The organism is Stenotrophomonas sp. yr243, from assembly GCF_900184195.1.
GTDB lineage: Bacteria > Pseudomonadota > Gammaproteobacteria > Xanthomonadales > Xanthomonadaceae > Stenotrophomonas > Stenotrophomonas lactitubi.
This window is the reverse complement of sequence record NZ_FXWT01000001.1, coordinates 1,256,196-1,270,615: the sequence shown is the minus strand read 5'-3', so window position 1 is coordinate 1,270,615 and position 14,420 is coordinate 1,256,196. Positions and strand designations below refer to the sequence as shown.

General features: G+C 65.5%; 19 protein-coding genes. All 19 read right to left on the bottom strand.

The window, feature by feature from the left end; all coding sequences use genetic code 11:
* Nucleotides 1–56: 56 nt before the first annotated feature.
* On the bottom strand, nucleotides 57–560 hold the full coding sequence (locus QOL57_RS06060) for a phage major tail tube protein (protein ID WP_089239188.1): 504 nt from the start codon (nucleotides 558–560) through the stop codon (nucleotides 57–59).
* 2 nt (nucleotides 561–562) lie between these two features.
* Entirely contained in the window at nucleotides 563–1,765 is a 1,203-nt protein-coding gene (locus tag QOL57_RS06055) for a phage tail sheath C-terminal domain-containing protein (protein ID WP_089239190.1), read from the bottom strand.
* Nucleotides 1,766–1,871: 106 nt separating this feature from the next.
* Entirely contained in the window at nucleotides 1,872–2,531 is a 660-nt protein-coding gene (locus QOL57_RS06050) for a hypothetical protein (protein WP_089239192.1), read from the bottom strand.
* 1 nt (nucleotide 2,532) lies between these two features.
* Nucleotides 2,533–4,734: a tail fiber domain-containing protein gene (locus tag QOL57_RS06045; RefSeq protein WP_089239194.1), complete on the bottom strand. Its 2,202-nt coding sequence runs from the start codon at nucleotides 4,732–4,734 to the stop codon at nucleotides 2,533–2,535.
* Nucleotides 4,735–4,741: 7 nt separating this feature from the next.
* Nucleotides 4,742–5,521 carry a phage tail protein I gene (locus tag QOL57_RS06040; RefSeq protein WP_089239196.1) on the bottom strand — a complete coding sequence of 260 codons (780 nt, stop codon included), beginning with the start codon at nucleotides 5,519–5,521 and terminating at the stop codon, nucleotides 4,742–4,744.
* Nucleotides 5,514–6,410, bottom strand: a complete 897-nt coding sequence (locus QOL57_RS06035; RefSeq protein WP_089239198.1) for a baseplate J/gp47 family protein — start codon at nucleotides 6,408–6,410, stop codon at nucleotides 5,514–5,516. The genes QOL57_RS06040 and QOL57_RS06035 overlap by 8 nt, the downstream gene beginning before the upstream one ends.
* Before the next feature lie 2 nt (nucleotides 6,411–6,412).
* Nucleotides 6,413–6,751 carry a GPW/gp25 family protein gene (locus QOL57_RS06030; RefSeq protein WP_089239202.1) on the bottom strand — a complete coding sequence of 113 codons (339 nt, stop codon included), beginning with the start codon at nucleotides 6,749–6,751 and terminating at the stop codon, nucleotides 6,413–6,415.
* Between the two features lie 52 nt (nucleotides 6,752–6,803).
* Complete coding sequence (locus tag QOL57_RS06025; protein WP_089239204.1) at nucleotides 6,804–7,394, bottom strand: phage baseplate assembly protein V; 591 nt, start codon at nucleotides 7,392–7,394, stop codon at nucleotides 6,804–6,806.
* Nucleotides 7,391–7,945: a hypothetical protein gene (locus QOL57_RS06020; protein WP_089239206.1), complete on the bottom strand. Its 555-nt coding sequence runs from the start codon at nucleotides 7,943–7,945 to the stop codon at nucleotides 7,391–7,393. The genes QOL57_RS06025 and QOL57_RS06020 overlap by 4 nt, the downstream gene beginning before the upstream one ends.
* A 119-nt stretch (nucleotides 7,946–8,064) precedes the next feature.
* A complete protein-coding gene (locus QOL57_RS06015) occupies nucleotides 8,065–8,343 on the bottom strand; it encodes a hypothetical protein (RefSeq protein ID WP_157803069.1) in 279 nt (92 codons plus the stop codon).
* On the bottom strand, nucleotides 8,318–8,680 hold the full coding sequence (locus QOL57_RS06010) for a hypothetical protein (RefSeq protein WP_244900759.1): 363 nt from the start codon (nucleotides 8,678–8,680) through the stop codon (nucleotides 8,318–8,320). The genes QOL57_RS06015 and QOL57_RS06010 overlap by 26 nt, the downstream gene beginning before the upstream one ends.
* An 11-nt stretch (nucleotides 8,681–8,691) precedes the next feature.
* A complete protein-coding gene (locus QOL57_RS06005; RefSeq protein WP_089239210.1) occupies nucleotides 8,692–9,177 on the bottom strand; it encodes a glycoside hydrolase family 104 protein in 486 nt (161 codons plus the stop codon).
* Entirely contained in the window at nucleotides 9,174–9,524 is a 351-nt protein-coding gene (locus QOL57_RS06000) for a hypothetical protein (protein WP_089239212.1), read from the bottom strand. The genes QOL57_RS06005 and QOL57_RS06000 overlap by 4 nt, the downstream gene beginning before the upstream one ends.
* Nucleotides 9,521–9,949 carry a Mor transcription activator family protein gene (locus tag QOL57_RS05995; RefSeq protein ID WP_244900761.1) on the bottom strand — a complete coding sequence of 143 codons (429 nt, stop codon included), beginning with the start codon at nucleotides 9,947–9,949 and terminating at the stop codon, nucleotides 9,521–9,523. Before QOL57_RS05995 ends, QOL57_RS06000 begins: the two co-directional genes overlap by 4 nt.
* A 360-nt stretch (nucleotides 9,950–10,309) precedes the next feature.
* Nucleotides 10,310–10,693 carry a hypothetical protein gene (locus tag QOL57_RS05990; protein ID WP_089239216.1) on the bottom strand — a complete coding sequence of 128 codons (384 nt, stop codon included), beginning with the start codon at nucleotides 10,691–10,693 and terminating at the stop codon, nucleotides 10,310–10,312.
* 166 nt (nucleotides 10,694–10,859) lie between these two features.
* Nucleotides 10,860–11,396 (bottom strand): hypothetical protein, encoded by a 537-nt coding sequence (locus tag QOL57_RS05985; protein ID WP_089239218.1) that lies wholly within the window; start codon nucleotides 11,394–11,396, stop codon nucleotides 10,860–10,862.
* A 41-nt stretch (nucleotides 11,397–11,437) separates the two neighbouring features.
* Nucleotides 11,438–11,665: a hypothetical protein gene (locus tag QOL57_RS05980; protein ID WP_089239219.1), complete on the bottom strand. Its 228-nt coding sequence runs from the start codon at nucleotides 11,663–11,665 to the stop codon at nucleotides 11,438–11,440.
* A gap of 80 nt (nucleotides 11,666–11,745) precedes the next feature.
* A complete protein-coding gene (locus QOL57_RS05975) occupies nucleotides 11,746–12,012 on the bottom strand; it encodes a hypothetical protein (protein WP_089239221.1) in 267 nt (88 codons plus the stop codon).
* Nucleotides 12,012–14,348: a VapE domain-containing protein gene (locus QOL57_RS05970; protein ID WP_089239223.1), complete on the bottom strand. Its 2,337-nt coding sequence runs from the start codon at nucleotides 14,346–14,348 to the stop codon at nucleotides 12,012–12,014. Before QOL57_RS05970 ends, QOL57_RS05975 begins: the two co-directional genes overlap by 1 nt.
* Nucleotides 14,349–14,420 lie beyond the last annotated feature (72 nt).

Sequence of the window (14,420 nt, the reverse complement as noted above, 5' to 3'; positions counted from 1 at the left end):
TGCGGTGGATCCGGGGGCGCTGTGCGCCCCCGTGTTCGTTGAAGCGGTGCCGGGGATCAGATGCCCAGTGCGCCGCGGATGCCGGCCAGTGCGTCCACGCCGCCCTGGCGGGCGATCATGTTGGTCACGTCGATCTCCTGCACGACCTGCACGCCATGGGTCAGCTTGTAGTAGCTCAGTGCCAACCCGACCTTGACCGTGCCCTTTTCGCCGACCTTGGTTTCGCCGCGGTCCAGCGACTTCACCTTGCCGCGCATGTTGTGCACGACCGAGGTGACCGAGCCATCGTCGGCTTCCAGCGCCTCGCGGGCGGTGAAGCCGTACTCCTTGCTCTCGACGACGTGGAACTTGGACATGATTTCCGCGTCATCGGAGGCGAAGGTGACCTCGGCGGTCAGCTTGTCGTGGCCGAGCACGATCTCCGTCGGGGCGAGCATGCCGCCGGCCTGGAAGTCCTCGGTCTTCAGCGACAGCTTGGGGGCGGTGAAGGACATCACGCTGCCGGCAAAGCCCTTGCCGTCGACGTAGAAGTTGAAGTTCTTGCGGATCTTGCGCGCCATGCTTAGAAGATCTCCGAGACGTAGTTGTTGTTCATGTGCATGCGGAAGGTCAGCTGCTCACCCGGGTAGGTCGGGGTGAAGTCGAAGTCCCAGTAGAAGCGGCCCTGGGCCACGCTGTCCGCTGCGTTCAGTTCGGGGTCGATCCAGCAGTTGCCACCGAGGATCGCGCCCTGCGTCTTCAGGCCGCGCAGGAAGGCATTGACGCCCTCGCGCACGTCATCGACGTAGGTCTTGCTGATGCCGCGGTCGACGGCCCACAGGTGGGCAGCCTCCAGGCTGTCGGCGATGATGTCGGCGGTGCGCACCACGCACAGGAACTGCCACTTCGGATCGATGCTGGCGGTGCGGTTGCCCCACAGGCGGAAACCACCTTCGCGGATGATGGTCGCCACGTTGGCCTGGTTCAGCAGGTTGGCGCGGCTGGTCGCATCGGACAGGCCGAAGTCGATCGCACGTGCCGTACCGACGATGCCATACAGCTCCTGGTTGGACGGCGACGCCCACCAGCCGCGTTCGTTGTCGCTGCGTGCGATGGCGCCGGCCACGGCACCGGAGGCATAGCGGCTGATGATCGCTTCACCCTGCTGCACCAGCACGGCCGGGTCAACCACGTAAACGCGCTTGGAGCCGGTCAGTGCGGTGGTGGTCTTGGCTGCATCGTCGTTGCTGTTCGGGCCATCCTTGATGATGATCGCGCGCAGCTTGTCGGCGATGCCGAGCAGCTCGGCGACGACCGGGTTGGCGAGCACGGTATCCGGGCTGGCCGGGTCGGCCGGATGCACGTGGGTGAAGCCCGGTGCCACCAGGATGCGCGGCTTCACGCCGACGATGGACTTGGCGGCGAGCAGTGCGTGCACGCCAGAGTACGCGCCGGTTTGTGCGTTCACGCCGCCCAGGACATTGGCCAGGGTGGCACTGTCGGAGGCGCCGCTCTCGACACGGATCACGACCACGACGGCTGACGACTGGTCGAAGATCGCGTCCAGTGCGCCCGGCAGGGTGCCGGCTTCGGTGCCGGTCTTGGCCGACAGCTTGGCAGCCTGCGACGGCGAAGTTACCAGGACGGGAGTGTTGATGGGGAATGCGTCGGCGTCAGCCAGCGGTGCGGTGCCGACGATACCGATCACGCTGGTGGATGCGACGGCGATCGAGCGGGCACCGGTGTCGATGTTGACGACCTGTACGCCATGGAGAAATTCGGTCATTCGGAGAGGTTCCTCGGTGTGGTGGTGTGCCTGCAGATGCAGGCGACGTGTATATCTTCGGAAAAGGCGACGGCGGCGATAATTGCAGCCGTGGCCCGGTGATCGATCAGACCCAGCCGGACGCGCTGACGCCTGCGCTGAAGGTGGAGACCTGCGCGTTGCCGCCGGCACGACGCAGGTGGACGTTGATGCTGGTGGAGGCACTCTCAAAGCTGGTGGACCTGGCGGGCACACTGATGGATACGCCTGCCGATTGCGTCGATGCCAGCGAGGCGAACGACGGTGCACTGTTGCTGAAGTACGCCGCTCCCTGGTTGCCTACGCTGAACTGCACGTCGTAATCGGAGGCGCTGGCGCCTGCCGGAAGCCAACGGCCGGAGGCAACGACCGTGTTGCTGTTGTTGCCGCCACCGGTGACGCTTCGGCGGATGCTGTAGTTGCCGTCGGACAGCATGTCGATCGAGACCGATGCCGATGCCGAGCCGGTCGAGTTGGTCTTGGCGCCGTTGCTTGCCGAATAGCCCTGGCCATGGAACGGCAGGCGATAGCTGGCGCTGCCGCGCGCCGCCCACAGGTTCGATACATCCATGCCGACGACGCGGTAACCAACGTCACCGCGTTTGCTGCCGTATTGGATGTGAGCGTAGCGACGGCTGAGGTCGGTGCCGCCCACCCGCAGGACGGAATCCTGCGCGTTGGGGCCTTCGACGTAGGGATCGAACAGGTCGTCGAAATCGACGCCTGCCGAGCGATATCCGCTGGCCATGTCAGCGCTCCGCCTTCAGCGCACGCACTTCGGCGGCCAGTTCCTGGATGGCTTTGGCCATGACCGGCAGCAGCTGGTCGAGCTTGATCGAGGCAACGCGTTCGCCGTTGAATTCCACGCCTTCCAGGTCGACAGCTTCGGGTACCAGTTCGGCGAGCTGCTCGGCGACGAAGAACAGGCGACGGCGACCGTCGCTGTTGTACTCCGGTTTGTAATGGCCCGTAGCCAGTTCCATGCGCTCGACGGCGGCCAAGCCATAGGGTACGGGGCCGTCGATTTCCTTCAGTTTGCGGGAGGAGCCGAAGTCGAAACCGCCAGCAGTAGTGAGGACACCGTTTCCGCTAAGGATCATCAAGGCACCCATGCCGCTTGGGTACGTGCTGATACCCCATTGCATCATGCCGGAAGCCATCCACCAGCCACCCTGTATCGAGTTGTCCAGCATGCCGAAGCCGCCGCCGAATGAGCCTTCAGAAGTGAAGCCGAAGCCGGTGATGCCAGTGTTGGGGTTTGGGGACTCTGGGGACGTGGTCACCTGCCCGGAATTGGACATGCGGATGCCGCGTCGCATCGATGGGTTGTAGAAGTGGAAGCCGTTGCTGATTGCATGCATTTCAGCGAAGCTGCTGCCGTCACCGGTAACGGCTTCCAGGGTGGTACGGGGGAATCCATTCAGCGTCTGCGAATGGAACCGGATACCTGGTTGGGACTCACCAGCTGCCCGGAACAGCGAGGGGCCATTGGCGAAGATGCCGGTGTTGAAGGTGTGCCGCGTGCCGTAATAGTTCATCGGAACATAGGCATCAACTGCTGGGTTCGTGCCCATAATGCAAGGGTAACCGTCCCCGGAGACGGTGATACGGACTTTGTTTCCGCTGGCTGGTCCGGCCGTGATGTGCGAGAGGTTCTTCAACTCGCCTGTCATCGTGTCGCCTGCCTTGTTCACCTTGCTGGCCGGATCGAAGTTCCCGCTGGTCCAGATGCTGCCGCCCGAATTCAACAGAGTCGTGAATCCGCCCTCGACATTCTTGAAGGAGAATGCAGGGCCTGTCTTGAACATGTAGCTGGCGCCGGAGCCGAAGAAAACAACGCCGTCAGTTTCGACATCCGCCCAACCGAGTACGCGAAGCGAGGAATTTTTGATGGCTACGCCGCCGGTGAAGGTTCCACCGGTCTTATCCATCTTCGACTCCGGCGCAAAATTGCCCGCATGCCACATCGCCGAGCCGTTCCAGCGCGGGGTGTCGCCGTGCTTGATGGTGATCTCACTGCTGGCCGCGCGATCATTGCTCCATACCCGCCACAGGCCCGCGTTGGCCCAGCCGCCGATGAACGACTGCTCTGCCCCCTGGGCGCCAAAGCCCACCAGCGGATACGTTCCGCCGACAAACTGCTGGTCGGTGAAGCTGTTCGTGCCTTTGGATGCCTTGCCGTCCAAGGCAGTCTGCAGCCCGGTGACATCTGCGATGACATGCTTGTGCCCGACCGTAGCGAAGTCACCCGCCAGGGCGAACGCGGACGCGTGCTTGCCGTCCAGGGTGTCAGCGTCCAGGCCATTGCCATGCCCGGTGTCCTTCAGTGCGGCTCCCTTCAGCTCCAGCGCAGTGCGTGCGGTGGCCGTGGTTGCGGCAGACAGCAGGGTCCTGGCCAGCGCAGTCGGCGCAGCATCGCCAAAGCGCTTGTCGGTGAATGCACGCAGGCCGCGCGGGGTCACCGCGCGCTGGGTGTCGGCTGCGTCTTCTGCCTCGGTGTTGGTGGCCAGCTCGACCACGCCCAGCACCTCGGTGGTGGCAGGCGGGTAGATGAACTCGGCGTTGCCGAACTGGATCTGTGTGATGTCCACGTCGGTGAAGCGTGCATCCGTGGCCAGCAACAGCATCGAGGCCGCCGATTTTTCCATGATCGGATCGGTCTGGCCGTAAGTGGCGAACAGGGTGCCATCGGCCAGGTACAGGCCGAAACCGCGCAGCGAATAGGCGGTGGTGCTGTCATCGCGGATGGTCACGTGCAGCGTGTCATCGCCCACTGCCTGGCCGCCGAAGGTGGCGACGCGTTTGATCTCGCCGGGCAGCGCGGTCAGGCCGGCCGTAGGCGTGAATGCAGTGGACGTCAGGCCGATCTGGGTAATCAGAACGGCATTGGTGCCGGTATTCGGCGGATTGACCAGCTTGGCGAAGCCGGCGTCGGTGATTTTCAAGCGCATGCGGGGTTTACTCTCCGATCAGTTGGATGCGGCGGAAGGCCGTGGCGTGTGCGGCTGCAAGCGCGCCGATTGCTGCGTCGGCCTGCATGCCCTGGGTGAAGGTGAAATGCGAGCGCACCGGCTTGGTGCGAGTGATCTCGCCGATGACGTCATCGACGAACATGCCGGTCGCCGACGTGCCGCCCTGGTTGGCAATGGTCATCACCGCTTCGAAGGTGTGTGGCGGTCCCTTCGGCTGCAGCTGCCACCATTCGCGGATCAGCACTGAACCGCCAAACGCTGCGACCACGTCGCGGACGCTGCCGGCCGTGCCCTTGCGGCGCTGGATGGCGATCGCTGCGCGCACGCGGGCGCGTTTGACCGATTCGGGCCAGTACGCCTTCCATTCGTCTACCGAGAGTGCCCATGCCAGCCAGGGCAGCAACGCGGCCGGACAGCGATCGGCATCCCACAGGGCAGTGATGTCCACCGGCAGCGGGCGGGCAACGATCGCCCGCGACAGTGCGCGCTCGGCATGGGTGGCATTGGGCGGCAGCAGGTTGGTCGACGACGGCACCCGGACCTGTGCGTCGCCGTCGATGATCACGCCGGGCCCAGGCGCGGCTGCGAGGGTGACCATGCCGCCGTTGATGGAAACATCGTTCAGGCGCCGGCGTCCCTGCGCATCCGTGCGATACACCGCCTGCACCGTTGCCAGCATGCCGCCGGGATGGCGGAACACCTGGTTCTTTCCATCAATCGCGCCACGCAGACGCGCATTGACCAGGCGCGTCGTGACGTCACTCATCGTTGCCACCGTGGGCAAGCGCGACGGCGGTGCAGTACGTGGCCTGGGTGCGGTCCACCACCACATCTGCGGCGGGGCTGTCGATCACTACGCGTTGTACACCTTCGGCATGCAACGCAGCGAACAGCCCGGAGCGGGTCACGTCGCGGCCGAGACGGTGCGATTCGACGATGTAGCGATCCAGGCGTGTGCGTGCTTCTGCCAACACGACCTGCGAGTCCGGGCCGGCGAAGGTGTACAGCGTGGCGCTGACGGCGTAGTTGATGATGCTCGCCGCTTTCACCAGCACGTGATCGGTCAACGGACGCACGTCATCCGCGCTCAGCTTCGCCTCGACCACGTCAAGCAGGCCCTGGGTGGCGGTGCCGTCGGCTTCACGCGACAGCACCGATACCACGACTTCACCGGGCGTGCTGCTGGTGGCGCTGGCGTCCAGCACGCGCGGATCCGCGCTCAGCGCATGGAATACATAGGCGCCCTCCGGGCCGGCCACGCTGAAGCCTTCCGGTCCCAGCTGGATGCGGCGACGGAAGTCTTCGTCGTTCTCGTAGCGGGGAAGGATGCCCTCCTGCGGCTTGCCCGGATCGAGTACCAGGCGTGCGATACCGAAGATCGCCGCCAGCTGATCCAGGTCGCTGCCGACCGCGTAGGCGAGCATGACGCCACGCGCGGCATCGTTGACGCGCTGGCGGTCGAGCAGGCGCAGGTAGGTGCAGACTTCAAGGATCTTGAAGGCGGGGTCCGACGGCAGCAGCGCGTCGAACGTGGGGTCCAGCGCCTGCAATGCAGTCAGCGACTCATCGAACATGGCTTCGAAATCGAGCACTTCGATGACCGCCGGGGCCGGCAGCTGGGAGAGATTGACACTGGTGAACGAGCCGGATGCCACGGTTAGCGAACCTCGATTCCTTCGATGGTGATGGCCTCGCCATCCGGCAGATGGATCCCGGTCACTGCCAGGATCATCACGCCGGGGGCGGGGAGGGAGACGTCGACGTTCTCGACGTGCAGACGCGGTTCCCATCGCGCGAGTGCGTCGACGGTGGCCGCGATAAGGTCCATGCGCAGCGAGCGGTTGGTTGGCGCATCGATCAGTTCGAAGATGCGCGAGCCGTACTCGCGACGCAGTACCCGGGAGCCGAGGGGTGTGGTGAGAACGTCACGCACGGATTGGTGCAGATGGGCCAGCCCATCCAGAGATTTGCCGGTGTTGGCGTCGATTCCTCGCATGGTCTCTATCGTCGTGGAGTACGGGTTTTCATGGCATTGCAGCGATGGCCCATCACGGCTGTGCCGGCGTGGTGGGAGCCGTCGGGCCCTGGGCGGTGTGTTTGTGTGACTTCAGGCTGATGGCACCGGCCTTGACGTCCGCCGATGTGCTGATGTCCTTGCCTGCGGTGATCGCACCCGTGACGTCCAGGTTGCCGGTTGCCTTGATCGACGGTGTGTCGAGCAGTACCGATTCGCTGGCATGCACTTCTGCGTTGGCGCAGTTGACGATGACCTTGCCGCTGCCGACAGTGATGGTCAGCGTGGTGGTTTCGCGGTCGTATTCGACGAGGCTGCCGTCGGCGTACTGCGTGCGCTGCAGCAGGCGTGCATCGGCCGGTGCGGGAAAGCGATCCTGATACAGACTGCCAAGCACCAGCGCCTGGCCGGGGTCGCCATACGGACATGCCAGCACCACCTGTTCACCGGGCTCCGGTGCGCACCAGCTGCGCATGCCCGGTCCAGCACGGCGTTCCAGCCAGGGAATCCAGTCGGTGAGCATGCCGTCGGCATCGACGCGCACGCGGCTGCCGGCTTCATCGAGCTCGCGCACGACGCCGATCATCAACAGGTTGCCGATCAACCGGGCATGTTCAGCGCTCATGGTGCGTCCTCCGCGAGCGGTTGGTAGTGCGACTCATGGGCCCGACCGATCTCCGGCGCGAAGCTGTAGGAGGCTTGCGGTACCACGCCATCGGCGTCCTCCCAGGCATTGCCGCCCAGCGCGATGGGCACTGACCATTCGACGATCCACGTGCGCAGATCCGGCTGCGCCGCTGCGGCATCCTCGGGTAGCGCGGCGATCACCTCGATCGCGCCGCTGGGTACGCCGGGAAAACGGCCGAGCTGATGCAGCCAGGTGGCCAGGGTCACGGCGGCCCTGCGCAGCTGCATGGCAGAGCCGGCTGCCGCGGACTGCACGGAGATACGTGCTTCAAAGCGCAGCACGGCCTGCAGTTGGCCGCTGCCATCATCGCTGTCCTTGCCACGGTCACAGCGGGTCATCGCCAGCAGGCACGCGGGTGTGGCCAGACTGCCGCTGTCGGCGTCGCGATAGAACTCGACGGTCGCGAAGTCGGCGAAGCGTGCCCGGATCGCCGCTTCGATGGCGGCGTGCAGCGCGTCGAGGGTGGAGGAGGGGGTGTCGGTTGCCATGTCAGCTCATGCGATGAATGGAAGGAAGAACGCGGCGGGCCGCGGCACGCGCTTTCTGCATGCAGTGTTGCCATTGGCAGGGGCGCGGGGCATTGCACGCGTGGCCGTGACTGGCTCGATCAGGGCCGGCGCGGTCCGTGAGCGCTGGTACTGCCATCAGCGATGCAGCCCGCAGGCACCCGTGGTGGTGCACCATTGACGGTGAAACCTTGCTGGCTGCCGAGACTGCACAGCAGCGCGCGCATCTGATCGGCCAGTTCGTGATACTGGCGTGCGACCGCAACGTGGTTGCGCAGCAACGCATCGTCATCGGCAGCATGCAGATCGGGCAGTTCCTGCGGCGCGCGCAGTTGTGCCGGTGCAATACTGATGTCAGGGATGACGAGGGCGGCCGGCATTGGCTTCGCGCCAGATGCGCAGGAACTCAGCATCAGCATCGCCGCGGTCGCGGCCAGGAGTCTTGGCATGGGTGTCGATGTCCTGTTGCAGCGTGACGAACTGCCGGGTGCGCGCGGACTGCATGGCCAGGCGCTGTGATTCGGCCTGTGCACCAGCCTGTGCGTTGGTGTGGTCCTGCTGGCGCGCGACGAGTGCGGTGTCGGCACGTCTGGTCTGCTGCGCGACCTGTGCACTGGCGGCAGCGAGATCCGCGCTGCGGTCACGCAGCTCCCAGCCCAGCCAGGCGCAGCCCACGTGGCTGGCAACCAGGCCCAGCAGGGCGATGCGAAGCCTCACGGGAATCGGCATCACTGCAGAAGCCCCCCAGCAGCGCGATAGGCGGTGCGCAGCGTCTCCAGTGCATGCTCCTTCTGCCCGTAGCCGGCGCCCGGCAGCGACGCCCAGATGCGGCGGGCGGCGGCGACCGCGGCATCGAAGCGGCCCAGGCGGATCAGATCGTAGGCACCGCATTGCTTGAGCAGCGCCACCGCCGCGCGATCCTGTGAGACCGGGCCGAAGTCCGGCAGGTCCAGGCGTGCACGCAGGTCGTCCCAGGTGCTTCGCAGGAACTGGTAGCGGCCGGCGGCGCTGGACTTGATGCCATAGCGCGGCAGCGCCACCAGTACGCGCGGATGGTCGCGAGGGTCGTTGAACAGCTGACCACCGACGATCACGTCGTAGCCGCGATCACGAGTGCGCTGGCTGGGAATGTCGGTGCCTTCGGATACGGCCAGCATGTCCAGGAACGCGGCTACGTTGGCGCCACCGAGGGCGCTGGCTGTTGCGGCGGTCATGCGGCTGCTCCCGATCGTTTGCGTACCAGGTCCAGCAGCGCATCGATCTGCACGCTCTGCTGGGCGATCTGTGCGCGCAGGGCGCTTACTTCACCGCGCAACTGGCCGATCTCCTGGGCCATGGCCTCGCGTTCGTGCATCAGCCCATCTGCGCGTGTACGTTCGGCGGCCAGCTGTTCCTGCAGGGTGCGCAGGGTGTTGCTGGTGGCTTCATCGGCGGTGCGGTCGACCTTGGCCGACGACAACCATTGACGCAGCCACAACGACACTGCGATCAGTACCCCGGAGGTACCGCCCAGGTACTTGGCCCAGTCCGGCACACCGGCCAGCAGGTCGCTCTCGTTCATGCGCGCGCGTATCCCTTGAGCAGGGCCGGATGGACGGCAGGGGCCGGGGCAGAGCGCGCACCGCGGAGGGCGCGCTTGATGGTGGTCTGCGATACGCCGAACTCCTGCGCCACGTGCTCGCGAGGCATGCCGCTGGCCACTGCCTGTGCGATCTGCTCGCGGCGCTCATGCGCACTGGCGGCGAAACAGGACGCCAGGAACAGCAGTTCACCGCCGAAGTGCGCGACCAGGCGCTGGGCCACCTCCAGGCCAAGAATGTCGATCAGTCGATGCTGATCGGGCAGGGTGGAGGGGACGTAGACGATGACGCGGTGGCGTCCGGTGGTGCTGGAGGTGGTTGGCGGCCACGCACGCACCAGCGTGAGAGCTGCGGATTGGCCGATGACCTCGGCAAGGGTCTGGATGCTGTCGGGCAGGGCGTTCATGGCGAGGTCGGTCAGTGGCATTGGTATCCACTGTTGCCATCCCGTCAATCACGTCAACACCTTTCATCTACTTTCATGGTCTTCGACTGAAGGCGTTCAGATGCATGCGCGAGTATGGCCGAGGACCTGCATGCGCGGGTTTGCAACTCGCCACGCGTTGTCTTCCATCCTTGCCTGTCGATCTTCTGGTTCTGTAGTACTCCTTGTCCTCATCTGCCGGAAACAAAGGCAGGACAAGGGAAGGCGGCAGGTACAGGGTGAGGACGGCCAGGGGCTGGATCCTCGGGCCGCGTGCGCCGGGCCCTGAAACGAAAAAGCCCCGGACGATGCCGGGGCTTCAGGACTGCAGGTAACGCTGGGTCAAAGGTCGAACACCAGGTTGCCGCCGGTCTTGCGCGGGATGTAGCCGGCATCACGCAGCCAGCGGGCTGCATTGACCTGGTCCATGCGCTTGACCGGAAAACGGTTGGCGAACATCAGGAAGCGTGCCACGGTGATCGACTCGCCCTTGCCCTTGAGCGCGGCCAGCGTCTCGATGAACCACGGTGCGGGGGGCTGCTGGTTGCCGGGGCGGGCGGCGGTACGTGCCTGTTTGGCGCCAGCGGCCTCGGACTGGGCGCCGGCCAGCGAGCACAGCGAAATGAAGATCGCATCCAGACTCACGATGTCCTTGCCACCCTTGGGCTGCGACTTGAACAACGCGATGGCCTTCTGGCGTGTCGACGTGAACTGTTCGACCTCCATGACATTTCCTCTCTGCGAAAGCGGTTGGGGATGCAGGGTGACGGCAGGTGCCGTCATTGATGGGGGACGACCTTACATCATTTTCGCCGATGATGGGCTGCAACCTGCGTAATGAATGAATATGGGAACGGTCCTGGCCCGTACGGCGGCGGTTCCGGCAGGGCGTTCAGACCACACCACGGCCCATCAACTGGTTCAGGGCCATGCGTACCAGATCGGCGACGCTGCGGTCGTTGTGCAGCTCGATGTCGACCAGCGTGGCAGGCAGCGGCTGGCCGCCGGCATGCAGGTCGACGCTGTCGCAGCCAGGGCGGGTGATGCGGATCACAACACCTCCCTGGCGACGGATGGCGCGGGCCTCGTCAGTGGAATGGACATCGGGCACCAGGCCGCCTGCGGGCAGGCGCGAGAACAGCGAGCGTACCCATAGCTCCGGATGGACGTGCCCGCGCCCGCCTTCGGTGCTGGTGCCTTGCCGCAGCCGGGCTGCGAAGCTGTCGCAGGGCAGCGCCAGCGCAGAGGCCAGCCCATTGGCGAGGGCGTCCTTGCCCACGCCCTTGCCTCCGGCGATGCCGATATACAGCGGTGGCCGCGTCAACGGGGTGGATCGTAGCGGTGCGCTACCAAAGGCGGAACCGTAGCGGAACGCGGCCAGTGTGTCGGCGATCATGCGCTGGCTGTTGTCGAGCGAGGCGGGAATCATGCGGTATCTACTCCTGGGGGAATGCGCAGGCGCGGTGGCAGTCAGCAATCGCTGCCCGTGCTGCTGCGGGCGCGCAGGATGCGCTGGGTGATGCGGCCACCGCGTGCGGCGGCGGCGATGGGGTCGAAGCACAGCATCGCCGTGGACGTGCGGCGGCCGGCGGCGAGGTGGTCGCGGATGGTCCGCTGCGACAGCACCGGTACGCGTTGATGGATCTGCTGCACGGTCAGCTGTTCGCCTTCAAAGGCGTGCGGGCGGGCGCGAGGCATGGCTGGGCTCCTGGAAGGTGGCATGGCCGTTGCCCACATCTTGCCTTTGCAGGCGCTCCTAGTAAACACCTTTCATCTACTTACATCTCAGTTTCGGCGTGCGAGGCTGTTGCGTGCCATATCCGCAGCGCGGCCGCTGCCAGCCGATCGCGCTCGGCATGGCCGCGTGCCACCTGCACGCGCTGGAGGTACTGCTGGCGATGCCGGCGCGGCCCGATCCTGGTCCAGCATCCGTGCGCATCGACGTAGGGGTAGCCGTCCAGTCGCAGCAAGTGCCGTGCCTCGCAGTCCAGACGCCAGTCGGCGCTGCTGCTCTCGACATCGCATCCGTCGTGGGTTCGCGGCATCAGAACGGTCCGGCGGCGTGATCGGCAGCGCTGCGCTTGCGCGGTGGCATCAACCACACCTTCGCCCGCTCCTTGCCGATCAGCTTGGTGCGCACGTCATGGCGCTTGACCACGTAGGCTGCCGCTTCGTTGACGTCACGGCGGTTGGGCTTGTCGATGCCCACTGCAATGGCGATCTCGGTGGCGCGATAGGGCGTGCTCCGGTGCTCGGCAGGCAATGACCAGTCGAAGTGACGGTCGATCAGTTCGGCGATCGGCGAGATCGGTTCGTGTTCGCTGTTGGTGGCGTTCAGCGCATCCAGTTCATCGCTGGCCAGATGCCAGGTCTCGCCGTTGCAGTAGAGCGCATGGGCTTCGGCCCAGACCTGCTGCATGTCGATCCGTGCCGGTTCGCCCAGCGCCACCGCGTGTACGGTCCACCAGCGCGTATTGCCGGTGGCATCACGCAGGAAGCGTTCGTCGTTGACACTGGCAAACAGGATCGTGCGCCGTGCGTAGCGTGATTCGGTGCGCGCATAGGGACGCCGGATCTCATCATGGCTGCGGGAGATGAAGGACTTCAACGCGGCGATATCGGTGCGGCGGAACGTGGCATCGACCTCGCCCAGCTCGACGATCCACTTGGAGATGACCTGTTTGACGCTGTCCTTGTTGGCCGGGTCCAGCACCACGCCATCAGCGATCAGCTGCAGCTCGCCCGGTGCCAGCTGCCGTGCCCAGCGCGTCTTGCCCAGGTTCTGCTTCGACACGAAGGTCAGTACACCGCGGGCGACCACGCCATCGGGTTCGAATGCGGCGGCAACGCCGGAGATCAACCAGCGTCGCATCAGGATCTCCTTCAGGACGCGGCCGTCGGCCATGCGTGTCGGCTGGGCTTCCTGCACCGTATCGAAGAACGCCTGCAGGCGTGATTGCCCATCCCACGGCCGTGAGGTGATCCAGCTGGCGACCGGGTTGTACGGATTGGCTTCGGCCACCTGGCACAGGTTGGTCTCGAAGCTGGCGATGGCCATGCCGGCGCGGTGCATGCAGTCCATCACTTCGCCGGCGGCGACCTCCTTGGCGTTGTCCACCGTGGTCTGCAGGCCGGGGACGAGGATCTCCAGATCCTTGCGGATGACGTTGTAGCGCACGGTCACGCCAGTGCGCCGGCACAGTTCGGCCAGATTGCGTGCGGTCGGCAATGGTCGGCCACGCGCGCTGCAGTCGGGGAACGGGGTAAAAGTGTCGAAGGCGGAGAGATTGCCAGGTACCAGATAGCGCGCGGCGGCCGTTGCCGGCGCGTCATCCTCTGTGGCCGCTTCATCCCCGGTGGCGGCAGCGGCGGGCATCAACTGCGCACGCAGAACTTCCAATCCTTCGCGCAGATGCAGATCGTTGAAGTCGGTGGGGCGGTCATCCTCGTCGTGCAGAATGGCGAACTCGGGCCATACCACGCGTGCGTCGATGTCCGCAGCGGCATGCGTTGCCTGGGTGACGCCGGGATTGTCCAGCGGCTGCCGGGTCCATTGATCGTTGTCGGCACAGATCACGAAGCTTGCCTCGGGCATGGCACTTCGCCATGCACGGGCGACCGAGGCAAGATTGCCGGCGTCCCAGGCCACCACCACGCACCAGCCGGTCGCCTGATGGATGGATTCCGCCGTGGCATAACCCTCGGCGATGGCGATGGGCTGACTGGACAGTGGCTTGCCGAGCACATGGAAGCAGCCCTGTTTGCGGCCGCCAGCCAGGAAGCCCTTGTCGCGACCAAGCGCCAGATCCATGCGTGGAAAGATCGCCTGCAGCGAGACAATGCGGCCTGCGGCATTCATTACCGGGACCAGCAGTGTGTTGTCGATGTGCCGGAACACCAGGCCTTCGCTGTTGCGCACCGGCCAGGCCGCTACGCGCAGTCCGTGCGGCTGGATGCCCTTGCGCACAAGATACGGGTGGCTGGCATCGGCAGGCACGGCACGGTTCCACAGGACATTGGCCGCCTTGGCCGCCGCGTCCTCGCGCTCGCGCTGCTGTCTTTCACGGTCCGCGCGGGCCGCTTCCTGACGCTGCCGGATCGCACGCTGCTCGGCGGCGGTCAACGACGTCGGCGACTTCGCGCACCACCCATGGCGCAGGCCGGTACGCCAGCTGCCGAACTCGCCGGCCGGCACGTCGTCGCCGAACAGCACGGCCCAGCCATTGCGGGTGCCGCGCCGATCCCCCTCGACGTGGAAGCGCACCAGCGTGCCGTCCGCATTGAGTGCATCGCGGCCACGCGCATCAGGCACGATGCCGTGTGCGTGCATGGCCTGCAGGAATGCCGGAACGATGTCCTGCACTGGGTGCGGTGTCTGCATTCGGCGGGGTCCCCTTGAAGCATGGTTCGGTTCACTGCGGCCGGTCGCGGCCATGGTGCTGTGTGCTGCCCG

Coding starts and splice junctions, on each gene's coding strand:
- QOL57_RS06060 (WP_089239188.1), bottom strand. CDS start 560: ATGGCGCGCAAGATCCGCAAGAACTTCAACTTCTACGTCGACGGCAAG.
- QOL57_RS06055 (WP_089239190.1), bottom strand. CDS start 1,765: ATGACCGAATTTCTCCATGGCGTACAGGTCGTCAACATCGACACCGGT.
- QOL57_RS06050 (WP_089239192.1), bottom strand. CDS start 2,531: ATGGCCAGCGGATATCGCTCGGCAGGCGTCGATTTCGACGACCTGTTC.
- QOL57_RS06045 (WP_089239194.1), bottom strand. CDS start 4,734: ATGCGCTTGAAAATCACCGACGCCGGCTTCGCCAAGCTGGTCAATCCG.
- QOL57_RS06040 (WP_089239196.1), bottom strand. CDS start 5,521: ATGAGTGACGTCACGACGCGCCTGGTCAATGCGCGTCTGCGTGGCGCG.
- QOL57_RS06030 (WP_089239202.1), bottom strand. CDS start 6,751: ATGCGAGGAATCGACGCCAACACCGGCAAATCTCTGGATGGGCTGGCC.
- QOL57_RS06025 (WP_089239204.1), bottom strand. CDS start 7,394: ATGAGCGCTGAACATGCCCGGTTGATCGGCAACCTGTTGATGATCGGC.
- QOL57_RS06020 (WP_089239206.1), bottom strand. CDS start 7,945: ATGGCAACCGACACCCCCTCCTCCACCCTCGACGCGCTGCACGCCGCC.
- QOL57_RS06015 (WP_157803069.1), bottom strand. CDS start 8,343: ATGCCGGCCGCCCTCGTCATCCCTGACATCAGTATTGCACCGGCACAA.
- QOL57_RS06005 (WP_089239210.1), bottom strand. CDS start 9,177: ATGACCGCCGCAACAGCCAGCGCCCTCGGTGGCGCCAACGTAGCCGCG.
- QOL57_RS06000 (WP_089239212.1), bottom strand. CDS start 9,524: ATGAACGAGAGCGACCTGCTGGCCGGTGTGCCGGACTGGGCCAAGTAC.
- QOL57_RS05995 (WP_244900761.1), bottom strand. CDS start 9,949: ATGAACGCCCTGCCCGACAGCATCCAGACCCTTGCCGAGGTCATCGGC.
- QOL57_RS05990 (WP_089239216.1), bottom strand. CDS start 10,693: ATGGAGGTCGAACAGTTCACGTCGACACGCCAGAAGGCCATCGCGTTG.
- QOL57_RS05985 (WP_089239218.1), bottom strand. CDS start 11,396: ATGATTCCCGCCTCGCTCGACAACAGCCAGCGCATGATCGCCGACACA.
- QOL57_RS05980 (WP_089239219.1), bottom strand. CDS start 11,665: ATGCCTCGCGCCCGCCCGCACGCCTTTGAAGGCGAACAGCTGACCGTG.
- QOL57_RS05975 (WP_089239221.1), bottom strand. CDS start 12,012: ATGCCGCGAACCCACGACGGATGCGATGTCGAGAGCAGCAGCGCCGAC.
- QOL57_RS05970 (WP_089239223.1), bottom strand. CDS start 14,348: ATGCAGACACCGCACCCAGTGCAGGACATCGTTCCGGCATTCCTGCAG.